The sequence below is a fragment of the Shewanella litorisediminis genome, from assembly GCF_016834455.1.
GTDB classification, from domain to species: Bacteria; Pseudomonadota; Gammaproteobacteria; order Enterobacterales; family Shewanellaceae; genus Shewanella; species Shewanella litorisediminis.
On record NZ_CP069213.1, the window covers coordinates 2166247 to 2180215 of the forward strand.

Annotated in this window: 9 protein-coding genes; 6 read left to right on the forward strand and 3 right to left on the reverse strand. The window is 52.4% G+C overall.

The window, feature by feature from the left end; genetic code table 11:
* Window positions 1-13: 13 nt before the first annotated feature.
* Complete coding sequence (gene imuA / locus JQC75_RS09465) at window positions 14-709, reverse strand: translesion DNA synthesis-associated protein ImuA (protein ID WP_203323883.1); 696 nt, start codon at window positions 707-709, stop codon at window positions 14-16.
* Between the two features lie 158 nt (window positions 710-867).
* Here imuA and JQC75_RS09470 point away from each other — a divergent pair, with 158 nt between their 5' ends.
* Genes JQC75_RS09470 through JQC75_RS09480 form a run of 3 tightly spaced genes read left to right on the forward strand, consistent with a single transcriptional unit; the run spans window position 868 to window position 3397 of the window.
* A complete protein-coding gene (locus JQC75_RS09470; protein WP_203323884.1) occupies window positions 868-2274 on the forward strand; it encodes a HAMP domain-containing sensor histidine kinase in 1407 nt (468 codons plus the stop codon).
* A gap of 35 nt (window positions 2275-2309) precedes the next feature.
* On the forward strand, window positions 2310-2651 hold the full coding sequence (locus JQC75_RS09475; protein WP_203323885.1) for an MGMT family protein: 342 nt from the start codon (window positions 2310-2312) through the stop codon (window positions 2649-2651).
* A 14-nt stretch (window positions 2652-2665) separates the two neighbouring features.
* Window positions 2666-3397 (forward strand): DUF3108 domain-containing protein, encoded by a 732-nt coding sequence (locus JQC75_RS09480; protein ID WP_203323886.1) that lies wholly within the window; start codon window positions 2666-2668, stop codon window positions 3395-3397.
* A 166-nt stretch (window positions 3398-3563) separates the two neighbouring features.
* Here JQC75_RS09480 and JQC75_RS09485 read toward each other — a convergent pair whose 3' ends face one another.
* Window positions 3564-4364 carry a class II glutamine amidotransferase gene (locus JQC75_RS09485; protein WP_203323887.1) on the reverse strand — a complete coding sequence of 267 codons (801 nt, stop codon included), beginning with the start codon at window positions 4362-4364 and terminating at the stop codon, window positions 3564-3566.
* Window positions 4365-4602: 238 nt separating this feature from the next.
* Here JQC75_RS09485 and fadE point away from each other — a divergent pair, with 238 nt between their 5' ends.
* Entirely contained in the window at window positions 4603-7050 is a 2448-nt protein-coding gene (gene fadE, locus JQC75_RS09490) for an acyl-CoA dehydrogenase FadE (protein WP_203323888.1), read from the forward strand.
* 392 nt (window positions 7051-7442) lie between these two features.
* Here fadE and JQC75_RS09495 read toward each other — a convergent pair whose 3' ends face one another.
* Window positions 7443-9440 (reverse strand): cation:proton antiporter, encoded by a 1998-nt coding sequence (locus tag JQC75_RS09495; RefSeq protein ID WP_239001986.1) that lies wholly within the window; start codon window positions 9438-9440, stop codon window positions 7443-7445.
* A 613-nt stretch (window positions 9441-10053) separates the two neighbouring features.
* Here JQC75_RS09495 and JQC75_RS09500 point away from each other — a divergent pair.
* Window positions 10054-13194, forward strand: coding sequence for a ligand-binding sensor domain-containing protein (locus JQC75_RS09500; RefSeq protein WP_203323889.1), 3141 nt, complete (start codon window positions 10054-10056; stop codon window positions 13192-13194).
* Window positions 13184-13831, forward strand: coding sequence for a response regulator (locus JQC75_RS09505; RefSeq protein ID WP_203323890.1), 648 nt, complete (start codon window positions 13184-13186; stop codon window positions 13829-13831). The genes JQC75_RS09500 and JQC75_RS09505 overlap by 11 nt, the downstream gene beginning before the upstream one ends.
* Window positions 13832-13969 lie beyond the last annotated feature (138 nt).

Consider the following 13969-nt stretch of genomic DNA (forward strand, 5'->3'; position numbering starts at 1 on the left):
TCAATCCCCAAGCTCAGGCGCTGCCCCAGGGGCCCTGCACCAGCCGCTGCTGTGCCTGCGGGGGTAAGTAACGAGCCAGCAGAGGGGAAATGCCATCAATCTGCAGCTTGTCCTGCGGTTTGCCGCCGCGGCGTTTCAGTAAGGCAAGTTCCAGCCTGTCTGAGTTACCGCCCGGGGTTAACCCCAAACGCAGCGGCAAAGGATTCCCTTCGGTGGCGTCGGTCACCAGGATAATGGCCAGACAGCCGCCCTTTTCCGCCGCCAGCTGTAAACGCCGGGCTTCGGTCAGGCTCAAACGGTCAAGCCAGCCCAGCAACAAACGGCAACCACCACTGGCCAGACTCTGCTCCATGGCCCAGAGTCTGTCCTTACGCGCGTTGACATCCACCAGACAGAAACCTTCCGGCCGCAAACCATGTTGCAATAAGTACTGGGGATTCAGTTGCCAGGGGGCACCAACCAACATCACCGGGGTGTCGTTTTCGCACTGTATGCATCTGAGCAGTGGCGTTAACAGCAGCATTGACTGCGAACCCGGCACCGGGCAACTCAGTTCACACACCCCATGGCGTGGCCAGCCGCTATCGGGCAAGGCGGCATCCAACGCCTCAAATCCGGTGGCATAGCCGGGTTGTTGGCAGGTTTGTTGTCCAAGCCAGATATCCTGGCGGCCAAGTTGTTTGGAAAGCTCTTGTGGACTGGTTTTCATAGGGCACCTGTGTCTCAACCGGGTTACGGTATCCAAATCACCAATAACTGTATATTTATACAGTATAGCAATTTTGACAAACTTGCCAATCTTCTGGGATCTCATTCATCAAGGTGTATAATGCGAATCGTTTTTATTTAAGGCCAAGCACTATTGTCATGAAGCTGTCCCGCCATCACCCTTTTTCCCGCCTGCAATGGCGCCTGTTTGGCTATTTCGGTACGTCCTTGCTGGTGATTTTGTTATTGGCCAGCCTGATTGAAGCCATGGTGCTGCATCAGCTGTTGGTACTGCCCAAAGAAACCAAGGCGCAGCTGTCGGTGCTGGCCCGGGAGGCCGAAGCCCTGGTGAGACGCGGGGATCACGAGGCGCTTGCCGAGTGGGAGACTGCGCAGCCATTCCGCCTGCATGTGATTAACAGTCGCCTTGAAGGTGTCAGTGGTCGGCCAATTCATCCCCACTTTGAATTCAAGCTGGGGTTTATGCTGGGGCTTGATCAGGCGCTCGGCGATCGGGTGCAAAAACCCATCATCGGCTTGCCGATTTATGCCACCTTTGATACCAGCGGGCCCCTGCTGCTGGCGGTGCAACTCAATGCGAATTTGCATCCGGCCAAGGATCTCAGTTACAGCCTGTGGGCCATCCGCTTAACCGTGGGGTTGTTCGTGCTGTGGCTGTTCAGCCGCCTGCTGGGGCATTACCTCATCAAACCGCTGGCGACGCTGCAACAAGGCACCCGCGCTTTGGCAAACGGTAAGCTCAGCACACGGATCGGCGAGCACTTTTCGGCGGCCGAACCTGAGTTTTATCAGCTCGGTCACGACTTTGATGAGATGGCCGATGTGATTGAACGCACCCTCACCACTCAGGAGCGGCTTATTCGCGATGTGTCCCATGAGCTGCGCACCCCGCTTGCCCGGCAAAAGCTGGCCGCCGATTTGCTGGAGAGCGACCTGGCAGAGTCCTCGCCCTACCTTAGACGGATCCACACCGAGAACAATGAGCTCAGCCGCCTGATAGATACTCTCTTGGGTTACAGCCGCCTCGCCAGTGGCTATCAAGCCGCACACAGCGCGCCTTTTACGCTGCACGAGCTGGCCAGCTCACTCCTTGGGGATTGCCGCTTTGAAGCGGCGCCAACACAACGTATCGAGTGGCAGGACTTGGCGGCCTGCAGGCATATCGCCCTTGAAACCGACCAAAGCCTGCTGCAACGGGCGCTGGAAAACCTGGTACGCAACAGCCTTAAATATGCGGGAACTGAGTGTCATATTCAGATACGTAGCCACTGCGATAATAACTGGCTCAATATCACAGTGGCGGATGATGGCCCGGGTATCGATGCGGCCAAGCTCGAAACCTTATTCCATCCTTTCACCCGCTTCGATGAGGCACGCCATGCCAGTCAGGGCGGCTTTGGGCTGGGGCTTGCCATAGTGAGGGAGTGTGTGCGCCTGCTCGGAGGCGACGTTTCTGCCGGGCGCAGTGAGCTGGGTGGGTTGGAAGTTAGGCTGTCGCTGCCGATGCGGCTTAAAAGGCTGGCCGCTGCCAAAAAGGCCAATTAATATATGCGTATGATTTGCTTTTGGAAGCTGCACGGATGTCTAGCCTGAGCCCAAGCCGGATCTGGCATATAGTCACCCTCATTCCCGAGGGCAAGGTGCTGAGTTACGGTAAAGTGGCCGACCTTGCCGGTTTGCCGGGGCGTGCCCGTTATGTGTCCCGGGCGCTCAAGCTCGCGCCGGACAGTCTGGAGCTGCCCTGGCACAGGGTAATTAACAGCCAGGGCAAAATAGCCTTCCCAAAAGACACTGAACCCTTTCGGCAGCAGCAGGAAAGCCTTCGTCTTGAAGGCGTTACCGTGAACCAAGGCAAAATTAACTTGTCTGAATATGAGTGGCGACCCGATATGGCCACCCTGATTTTGAGTCTGCCTTACTGACGCCAAGGAGCTGTATGCGCAAGTTTCTGTTATCCCTCGCCCTGCCTTTGCTGAGTTTGGGTGCCCAGGCACAAAGCTCACTCTCACCCTTTGAGGCCAACTACAAGGTGCTCTACGGCGACATTGGTCTGGGCAAAGCCCATTTCAGCCTGCCGGCACCCGAAGGCCACTATTACGAGTACAACTTTACCAGCGAACTGAGCCTGCTGTTTTTGAGTGATGAGCGCAGCATCAAGAGTAAATTTCGACTTACCGATCATGGCCTCGAACCCATGGTGTTTATGCATCAGCGCACCGGCACCGGCAGTGATTTCAGCGAGCAGGTGGCGTTTTTGAAAGACAAGTCCATCGTACGCAGCAACTACAAGGGCGAACACATAGAATTGCCCTTTGAGAGCCAGCTCTACGACACCATGATGGTACAGCTGCAGTTCCGACAGGATCTGATTGATGGAAAAGACAGCCTCGAGTACCACATGGTGAAGGACAACGAAATTGACGAGTACTCCTTTAAACGCATCGGCGAAGAAGTGTTGAACATCGATGGCACTGAATATCGCACCCTGCGCCTTGAGGTCGTTCGCGACAGCAAAAAGCGCAAAACTGTGGTTTGGATGGCGCCGGATCTGGCCTATCTGCCAGTGCGCATGACCCACTTTGAAAAGGGCGATAAACAGCTGGATGTGCAATTGACCGGCTATCGCTTTACCGACACGTCACCCGCACCACTGGCATCGAACCCCTGAATGGTTAAATACACAATAAAAAAGCCGGAGTTATCCGGCTTTTTTATTGTGTATGCCCCAGCCTGAATACAGTTGACACACCAGGTGCTTAACTGGCTCGGTGGACAATATCCAGCCACAGTGATGGGCAGATGTATCAGGCACGCGCCATCAGGCTTTACCGCCCTTACTCAGGCGCTGCCACAAAGGCGCCGCCGCCAACAACTTCCCCTTTACAGAACAGCTGCCACTGCCCGGGCTGCATGATGTTCCAGGCCTCGTTGTCGGTTAATGGCCGGGTGGCAATCACGGTGACCACATCCTTGGGGGTGGTTTCTTTGTCAAAATCTATCACTACATCTGTGTCTATCAACTTGGCCTTGCCAAAGGGCGCACGGCGGGTGATGTGGCTTAAGTTATTACTGCAAAAGCTCATCAGATAGTTGCCTTCAGAGAGGATCATATTAAACACCCCAAGAACGCGGATCTCTTCGGCAAGTTCAGCAACATAGGCAAACACCGGCAACATGTCTTTGGGCCTCTCATCACCAAAACGGGCAACGAGTTTCTCTAATATCCAGCAAAACGCCAGCTCACTGTCGGTATCACCTACAGGGCGAAACCGGCGCACAGCAAACTTGTCTTTATAGTCACTCAGCTGGCCGTTGTGGGCATAGGTCCAGTTCAGGCCCCAGAGTTCCCTGTCGAAGGGGTGGGTGTTTTCCAATGCCACACAGCCGCGGTTGGCCTGACGGATATGGCTAATCACGGTTTCGCTTTTTATGGGGTAGGACTTAATCAAGCGGGCAATGTGCGACTCGCTGGACGGACAGGCGTCTTTAAAAGTGCGGCTGCCCTTGCCTTCATAAAAGGTAATGCCCCAGCCATCCACATGGGGGCCTGTTACCCCGCCACGCTCGGCCAGCCCGGTAAAGCTGAACACAATGTCAGTGGGTACATTGGCGCTCATCGCCAGTAATTCACACATAGTCAAGGCACCTGAAAGGTCACAAACACAACAACTAACTTATTGTAACTTTGCCCTTTGTTGATGGGAATGCCAGGACAATCGAAAAAATTTAAACATTTGTTTGAAAAATGCTTGTGTTCGCTCCCGGTTGGATTTACTTTTTAATGCGACACAGGTCTGACCACACACTATACTTGTGATCAGGATCGCTTATATGACCCGCCTGGAGAAGGGTTATGAATAAAGGAGAACGAGAGTGACTACCCTACTTTGGAGTATCGCGCTGCTTGTGGTGCTTGGTGCCTGCGCTTATTTGCGGGTGTCCTTGCTGACCGCCACGGCCGCAGCCGCCATTATGTTGACCGCGGGATGGACCTTGGATGTTGTTGGCCTATGGGGCGGCATCATCTTTTTGGTTATCGCCCTGCCCCTGAACATCAGCAGTATTCGTCAGAGCCTGATCACCCGTCCGCTGCTGAAGCTGTACCGTGGGATCATGCCTGAGATGTCTTCCACTGAAAAAGAAGCCATCGATGCAGGTACCACCTGGTGGGAAGCTGATTTGTTCGCCGGTAACCCCAACTGGAAAAAGCTGCACAACTACCCCACAGCCCGCCTCTCTGCCGAAGAGCAAGCCTTTCTCGATGGCCCTGTGAACGAAGTGTGCCGCATGGTGAACGAGCATCAGGTATCCCACGAGCTGGCCGATCTCCCTGCTGACGTGTGGCAATATCTGAAAGACAACGGCTTCTTCGCGATGATCATCAAGAAGAAGTACGGTGGTCTCGAGTTCTCCGCCTATGCCCAATCCCGCGTGCTGCAAAAGCTGGCAGGTATTTCCAGCGAGCTGGCCTCTACGGTGGGCGTGCCTAACTCCCTCGGCCCCGGTGAGCTGTTGCAGCATTACGGCACGGCCGAGCAGCAGGACTACTACCTGCCACGTCTGGCCAAGGGTCTTGAAGTGCCTTGCTTTGCCCTGACCAGCCCTGAAGCCGGTTCAGACGCAGGTTCTATTCCTGACTACGGCGTTGTGTGCAAAGGCATGTGGAAAGGTGAAGAAGTGCTGGGCATGAAGCTCACCTGGAACAAGCGCTACATCACCCTGGCCCCTATCGCCACCGTATTGGGTCTGGCCTTTAAACTGCGTGACCCTGAGCGTCTGCTCGGCGGCGAAGAAGAACTCGGCATTACCTGCGCCCTTATTCCTACCGATGTGGAAGGCGTGGAAACCGGTCGTCGTCACTTCCCGCTGAACTGCATGTTCCAAAACGGCCCAACCCGCGGTAAAGACGTGTTTGTGCCATTAAGCTTTATCATTGGCGGTCCGAAAATGGCCGGTCAGGGCTGGCGCATGCTGGTGGAATGTCTGTCGGTTGGCCGCGGCATTACCCTGCCATCCAACTCGGCCGGTGGCGTAAAAACTGCTGCCCTGGCAACCGGTGCCTATGCCCGCATCCGTCGCCAGTTCAAGCTGCCTATCGGTAAGCTGGAAGGTATTGAAGAGCCAATGGCGCGCATCGGCGGTAACGCTTATCTGATGGACGCGGTGACCTCGCTGACCACCACGGGTATTGATCTGGGTGAAAAGCCATCGGTTATCTCTGCCATTGTGAAGTATCACCTCACCGACCGTATGCAGAAATGCGTAATCGATGCCATGGACATCCACGGTGGTAAAGGTGTGTGCCTTGGCCCCAACAACTATCTGGGCCGTGGTTATCAGGCTGCGCCTATCGCCATTACCGTGGAAGGTGCCAACATCCTTACCCGCTCGATGATCATCTATGGTCAGGGCGCCATTCGCTGCCATCCTTATGTGCTGGCCGAAATGGACTCTGCCTTCGATAAAGACGTGCGTCAGGGTCTGAACAAGTTCGATGCCGCCCTCTTTGGCCACATCGGCTTTACCATCAGCAACCTGGTTCGCAGTGTGTGGATGGGCCTGACAGGCAGCCGCTTCTCCAACGCCCCTTACGGCGACAAGACCAAGCGCTACTATCAGCACATGAACCGTTTCAGTGCCAACCTGGCCTTGCTGTCAGACCTCGCCATGGCGACCCTGGGCGGCAACCTGAAGCGTAAAGAGCGTATCTCTGCCCGCCTTGGTGACATGCTGAGTCAGCTGTACCTGGCCTCTGCCACGTTGAAGCGTTATCAGGATGAAGGTCGTCAAACCGAAGATCTGCCTCTGGTACAGTGGGCGGTTGAAGATGCCCTGTTCAAGCTGCAAGCCTCCCTCGATGAGCTGCTGGATAACTTCCCAGCCGGTCTTGGCGGTGTGCTGCGCGTACTGCTGCTGCCTTTCGGTCGTCCGCTGAAGCGTCCAAGCGATGTACTGGACCACAAGGTTGCCAAAATCATGCAAACCCCTTGTGCCAGCCGTGAGCGTCTCGGTCAGGGCCAGTTCTGGGAAGCCTGCGACAACAACCCTGTGGGTGTTCAGGAGCAGACCTTCAAGGACATCCTCGCCGCCGAGCCGCTGTACGACAAAGTGTGCAAGGCTGCCGGTAAGCGTCTGCCCTTTATGTGGCTGGACAAAGTCGCTGCCGAAGGCAAGGCACTGGGTATTCTGTCTGATGCCGAAATTGCCCTGCTGGAGAAAGCCGAGATTGGCCGCATGAAGTCCATCAACGTAGATGACTTCGACCCAGCCGAGCTGGTGGCGCAAATCACTGGCAGCAAGTCTCAGGAGCAAGCGGCGTAAGCGCTGCACCTCCAGATAAAAAAGGCGCCTCAGGGCGCCTTTTTTAATTGCCGCATCTTGTCAGCGACTTTCTATCTGCTGCGCGAGATTAGGCTGGTTGCATGTAAAACCTCGCCCAGCCAGCGCGGCTGAAACCTACACCACTTGCATAGTGTCTCGATAGACTATTTGGCGCATGCCATGGCCAATCAATGCCGGCGCATCCATACCTACATCTAACCATTCCTATCAGCAGACCAATTCCAATCATCTGACCGAATTCGCCAATCTGAATAGCGCGATACTGGCGTTCAACCCATCTATCAATCGTAGTGCCCGGCAGAGGCTGCCGGTACTGAATTCAGCTACTCGTTTACAAACCAACGCATTCAGCACATCAGGTATTCAGAGCATCACGCTTTGACAGGCTCGTCACCTTCGCCGTTGGCATGCCGATTATCCGTCTTACCGTTTTCTTTATCTTTGTCTGTGTCTGACGCTGATGTTAACTCAGCGGAGGGGGTTGCCTCCTCAAGCGTTTGCCTCGCCAGCGCCAATCGCTCAGTTTCTTCCTTTTCTGCCTGTGCTTTTTCAAGGGCTTCCTTCTCTTGCTGCTCTTTGGCGTATTGCTGCGACTCAACAGGAATAAGACTGATAAGCTCGATGCCTGTGGCCGGGATTTCGCTGCCGGCCGTGACAATGCGCAACTTTTCATCCTGCAGATACACCAATGGCAGCACGCTTTCACCGTAGCGGCGCATAAAATCCACTAGGGTAAAACTTTCCCTCAGGGTTGTACTCTTCAAGATGGCGCCTTTGGCCATTTGGCTGGCAATTTTGGCGTAAGACACTCCTTCACCAAACAGGCACAAGCGCTTCATATAGACTTCAGACGCCAGATGACGGGCGCTGGAGCCTTCCATATTGTTCAGACCGTAGACCTTTTCCGCGCCAAAATAATCCTGAAAATGAAAGCTCACCAACGGGTTGAGTTGTCGATAAGGAGATACCACCAGCACACGGCCAATGCCAGTTAAGTCCAGATAGGTCTCGGCGTGTTCCGATGCCGGATTGCCGAAATACACGGGAATATTGTCCATCCGCGCCAGCCGAATATTATCCCAGTTGGTATCGGCGAGGGTCACCTTGATGTTTTTACTCATCAGCAACTTGGCAAATGCCCTGGAAAAGCTGGAGGCGCCAAACAGCAGCAACCCCTGAGCGGAGTCGGCCTTGACTTTGAGAAAGCGGGCCCAGGTACCGGCAGAAAGGCTTTGGATAACCACAGTGCCTATGATGATAAGGAACACCAGGGGTACGATTTTCTCTGCCCCGGGTACGCCCTGCTCTTCAAGCTTGATGGCAAACAGCGACGACACTGCCGCGGCCACAATCCCCCGCGGTGCAACCCAACTTAAAAACCACTTGTCGGGCGTGCTGAGATTGGTGCCTATCCCCGATAGCCAGACACTGAGCGGCCGTGCAATCAACATGGCCACAGCCAGCACCCCTATACCGCCCCAGCCCAGATCCAGCATGGCAGTGGAATCCAACCTTGCCGCCAGCAGAATAAACAGCGCCGAAATCATCAGCACCGTCAGGGTTTCTTTAAACTCGAGAATATCGGCAATGTCCACCCCGCGCATATTGGCAAGCCAAATGCCCATCACGGTTACCGTGAGCAGGCCTGATTCCTCCTGCAGCAAATTGGAACCCACAAAGGTACCCAGCATTACGGTAAGCACCGCGGTATTTCGCAGATAGTGAGGTAACAAATCTTTGCGAAGCACCCAGCCCACCAGATATCCCATGGCAGCACCAACACCAAAACCCAGCGCCAAAATCGAGCCAAATGACATCAAAATATGCTCGGTGGCATTTTGGGACGCCGCGATATATTCAAATACCAATACCGCCAGCACGGCACCTATGGGGTCAATCACGATACCTTCCCAGCGAAGAATGCTGGCAAGCTGCGATTTGGGACGCACACTCCTGAGCATGGGTACTATCACGGTTGGGCCGGTCACCACCACCAAGGCGCCAAATAACCAGGCCAGTGCCCAGTCAAAGCCCATAAAGTAGTGGGTTGCCAGGGAAATCGCCACCCAGGTGACCGCCATGCCTATGGTCACCAGGTGGGTCACCATACGACCATAGTCTTTGATTTCTTTGAAGTTAAGTGTCAATGCGCCTTCAAATAAGATGATGGCAACACCCAGAGAAATCATGGGGAACAAGAGGTCGCCAAAAATGGCATCGGGCTTGAGGAATCCCAGCCCAGGCCCAAGCAGCAGACCACAGAGCAGTAGAGGCAAAATGGCAGGAAGTCTCAGCTTCCATCCGAGCCACTGGCAAAACAACGATAGCACGCCAATGAGGGCCAGAATGCCGGTGATATGTTCAACCATGTATTAATCCTTGAACAGAAGATCCCTGAAAGTAAGAACACATTAGCAGCCAAATGTGTCTGTTTCATCTTATCTGTTTTTAAGCAGAGCGCCATCAATCAGAGCAGACTAAGTACATTGAAGTGTAAACACGTTGGGAAATAACAGAAGAACGCGCCGGCATTTAATTACTGCTGCGCATGACTCAACCATGATGGGTGTTGAGTTGGCTTTACTATATGAAAGTTAGACAAAAGCTTATGGAATCTGGGCTAAGCTGATTCGTTAATGCCTGATATTAGGTTTCATCAAGAGCCCAACTTAAAAAGCGCATCAATCTGAGTTAGCCACCGTTAGGTCAGTAAAGTTAAGCCCAGCTCCAAGCGTCCATGATAATACATGAATGCCATGACTAATCCTGCCATGGGTCTGCACCTTTCTGACTGAAGAAAGCTCTGGATAACAAATGTCCGGCTCAGGGGATTTGTTACTGAGGCTCAGGCAGATTTCAATTGATGCTGACATTTACCCCACCCGATTGAGCCGCACGACTTTAACAGAACGATATGTTATCAGCATGTTGTAATTCATATCTGTCGATGATAGCGTTGCCGGGATATTTAGCGGGGGGACGATGTCTGCGGTAATAAGAACAATCATTTATCTGATGCTGCTCCACCTTGGCAATGCCTGGGCTGCACCTCAGAAAATTGCGCATCATTTGGATTTTGATGCAGACAATATTTCCGCACTCCTGTTTGATAAGCAGGGATTTATGTGGCTGGGAACCCAGGATGGACTGTTCTTGTACGATAACTACCAACTGGAGAAATTCAGACCGGATGCGAGCGTACCGGGAACCATCGCGGCCCTGGATATACGCAATCTCTATCTGAGTCGTGATAACAGTGTGTGGATATCTACCAACAGCGGAGGGCTGAGTCGCTTCAATGCTGAATCCCGAACATTTACCAACTACCGACACAATTCCGAAGATATCAATTCACTCTCCAATGACAGTGTGTATGACGTAACAGATGGCCCAAACGGGGATCTGTGGGTAGCCACTCAGATTGGGTTAAACCGTTTAAACCCGTTAACCGGCCAGGTAACCCGGTACTTTAAAGAAGACGCCAATGCTGGAGCCCTGCCCTCAAACTACATTTACAAACTCTTTGTCGACAGCCACAACAGACTTTGGGTGGGAACCATTGGAGGGGGGCTGGCATATTGGGCAGGCGATAAGCAGGGATTTCTCAGTTTGGCATTGCCCGACGGGATAAAGGATATTTTTTCCATCGTTGAACAAGACGGGAAATATCTGTGGGTAGGCACACGCCAGGGGTTACTCAAAATAACACTGGAAAACCTGCTCGTCAGCCCTGTCAGTCTTGTTGATGGCTCAGAGCCGGAATTGATGATTATTTCATTACATCTGGACGCCAATCAGTTAGTGTTGGGAACCTTTGGTCATGGGTTGCTGTTTTATGACACAGACACAAAAAGTCTTGGTCATGACAGTCAGGACACCATGAGTGCCAGGGACACCATAACCAGCATTGTTAAGGACAGCACAGGACAGCTTTTTTATGCTACCTGGGGGCAAGGAGCTTATAAGCTGGATGCGAGTATACGAAATCAATCTGCAAACAGCGCGGCTGAAAGTTGGGCGCACACCTTGCCCAATGTCAACGCAGTCTACGCCAAATCCGGCAGCAGCAGAGCATGGGTAGGTTCATTCAGCCATGGCTTGTACTGGCTTGATCTGGACACCCAACAGCTGAACAGATTTACACCGAATACGCCCGCAAAGAACCTTAACGGGGTCATGAGCATGGCTTCCGTCGGAGAGGATGAACTGCTGGTTGGCACATCAGAAGGCCTATGGCACCTATCTGGCAATGGTACAGTCAGAGCACATTTCTCTCACCAGTCTCAACAGACAGATTCTATTGGAAAGGGATTTGTAAGAGTGTTGCAACCCGATGACAGTGGCGATGTCTGGGTCGGCATTGGAGGCGATGGCCTTTATAGATACCATCCTGACAGCGGGACTTTCAGCGCATTCAAGCACAATCCATCAGACCCCAAGTCCCTGAGTGGAAACTACATCACCTCTTTACTGGTGGATGGTGGCTACCTCTGGGTAGGCACCCGATCAAATGGTTTGAATCTGTGTGAGAAGGAGAACATGTCCTGCACGCGACTGCAAGTAAACAACAGCGGGTTAAGCCACTACTACATCTCTGATATTGCAAAGGATAACCTGGGTAATATTTGGGTCGGCACTGACGGCGGTGGTTTACACAAGGCTGAAATCCATCAGACAGGCCGCGAGACCAAGGTTAACATAGTGCCGGAGCCCGGCTTGGTTGCGGATTCCATAAAGTCCATTTTACCGGGAGTGTCCGACGAGGTTTGGTTTGCAACCAGCGACGGATTATTTACCTATAACTCAAGCCAACAGCGCTTTCAAAAGGCGACGGATAAGACACTGAACGACCTGGGCGGGTTTTCTCAACGTTCCCGTTCACGCGCTGACGGATTCAATCTCCTTGGCACCAACAATGGCGTATATCTATTTTCAGGGACATCCAAATTAGAGCCGGATATCCAATTCCCTATCCGATTCACCCGGATTTTATCAGATAGTCTGACGAGCCCAATTCTGAACACGTCAATACACGACTCTTTTCAGATGTCAGTTCCTTGGGGCGGCTGGTTGAATTTGGAGTTTGCGCTGCTGGACTACGGCTCATCAAGCCAAAGCTATCAATATCGCATGTCTTCCGACAGCGAATGGATAACCCTGAATAATATGCACCACCTGAACTTCTATAAACTAGACCCCGGAGTACACCGACTTGAAGTGCGTGGAAAAGGCGTAAACCAAGTTTGGAGCCAACCGGCCACACTCAAGCTCACGGTGATCCCCCCCTGGTGGCGCAATACAACCTATATCGGCCTGTTACTGGTGTGCATTGCATTTGTGGCGATAAGCTATCACAGGTTTCGGATGGCAAAATGGGAAAGGTATACCCGTCGCCTCAATGCGCTGAAAGAAGAGAAACTCGCCGTTATTGAAAAACTTAAACAGAATGAACAGCATCTGAAATCCGCGTTGGAAGGTATGCGTAATCTGGCTACCCGGCTCCAATATGCCAAGGAAGAAGAGCGCAAATCCATTTCCCGGGAGCTTCACGATCAGTTCGGCCAATCACTCACTGCCACCCAGATAAGCCTGCAACTATTCCGGCGCCAACACCCCAATGACACCAGACTGATAGATACCTGCATTACGACAATCCAATCCATGATTAAGCAGGTACGGGCAATCTCGTTCGATTTGCGCCCAAGTTTGCTGGATGACGTCGGCCTGGTGGCGGGTCTTAACCACCAGCTGAGCAAGATGTCATCATCACTGGCAAATCCCATCATCTTTAAAGCCGATGATCATATTCCTGAACTAAGCCCCGATCTCACTATCACCCTGTTCCGGGTAATACAGGAATCGGTAACCAATGCCATTCGCCATGCGAACGCTACCAATATCACGGTGAGGCTTTATCTGGATGGGGACAAAATCAAGGCCGTGATTTCAGACAACGGCATTGGATTTGAGCTCAGCAACATTAGCAGCAAAGTCAGTGACGGAGGCCATTTGGGGTTATTGGGCATCGAGGAGCGTGTTAAGTCGATGAATGGCAGTTTGACCATCAACGCCATCCCCAATGGCGGTGTATCCATTTCAGTTGAGTTTCCTTATGAAAAATAGCAATAGCGTTGTACTGGTAGATGACCATGAACTGGTTCGCGCCGGTATACGCACCTTATTACATACCGTTGATTCAATCGAAGTCATCGGTGAGTGTGGTGATGGCCTCGAAGCAATTGCCATGGTAAAGCGATTACAGCCCAAGCTTCTGGTGCTGGACATCTCTATTAAAAGCCTCAGCGGGATGGAAGTTGTAAAGCTGATTTCAAACCAGTCAATTCCGGTGAAAATCCTCATCCTTTCTATGCACAATAACGTCGAATATGTGGCCAAATGCTTGAAACACGGGGCCCATGGATACCTGTTAAAAGATGCTGCCGTAGATGAGCTTGAGCCTGCCATCAGAAACGTTTTGCAGGGCCACAGCTACATCAGCAAAGAAATTGATATCAGCCTCCTGGATCAATTGCTGTCCACCAATCAGTCCGCGACATCCCTTCTGGAGCTATTAACCAACAGACAAAAGCAGATCCTTCAACTAATAGCTGAGGGTTATTCCACCAGACAAATTGCCGATGCTATCTATGTCAGTATTAAGACAGTCGAGACACACAGGGCACACATAATGGCAAGATTACAAATTTTTGATATTGCTGGTCTGGTGCGTTTCGCGTTGCAAGAAAAGCTTATTCCCTGACCAATCCGAAAGGAGGCAAAAGAAGCTGGTCATAATGTCATCATCATCAAAAATGACTGACGAAGATACTTTCGAAAAGATATTGCAGGGTAGTACAGGTCAATTTATCTATGACAGCGATGGGTTAACCGTCTAGCT

Excerpts from the sequence above, each read along its gene's own strand:
- JQC75_RS09505 (WP_203323890.1), top strand. The coding sequence starts at position 13,184 with ATGAAAAATAGCAATAGCGTTGTACTGGTAGATGACCATGAACTGGTT.
- JQC75_RS09475 (WP_203323885.1), top strand. The coding sequence starts at position 2,310 with ATGTCTAGCCTGAGCCCAAGCCGGATCTGGCATATAGTCACCCTCATT.
- JQC75_RS09480 (WP_203323886.1), top strand. The coding sequence starts at position 2,666 with ATGCGCAAGTTTCTGTTATCCCTCGCCCTGCCTTTGCTGAGTTTGGGT.
- JQC75_RS09470 (WP_203323884.1), top strand. The coding sequence starts at position 868 with ATGAAGCTGTCCCGCCATCACCCTTTTTCCCGCCTGCAATGGCGCCTG.
- JQC75_RS09485 (WP_203323887.1), bottom strand. The coding sequence starts at position 4,364 with ATGTGTGAATTACTGGCGATGAGCGCCAATGTACCCACTGACATTGTG.
- JQC75_RS09500 (WP_203323889.1), top strand. The coding sequence starts at position 10,054 with ATGTCTGCGGTAATAAGAACAATCATTTATCTGATGCTGCTCCACCTT.
- imuA (WP_203323883.1), bottom strand. The coding sequence starts at position 709 with ATGAAAACCAGTCCACAAGAGCTTTCCAAACAACTTGGCCGCCAGGAT.
- JQC75_RS09495 (WP_239001986.1), bottom strand. The coding sequence starts at position 9,440 with ATGGTTGAACATATCACCGGCATTCTGGCCCTCATTGGCGTGCTATCG.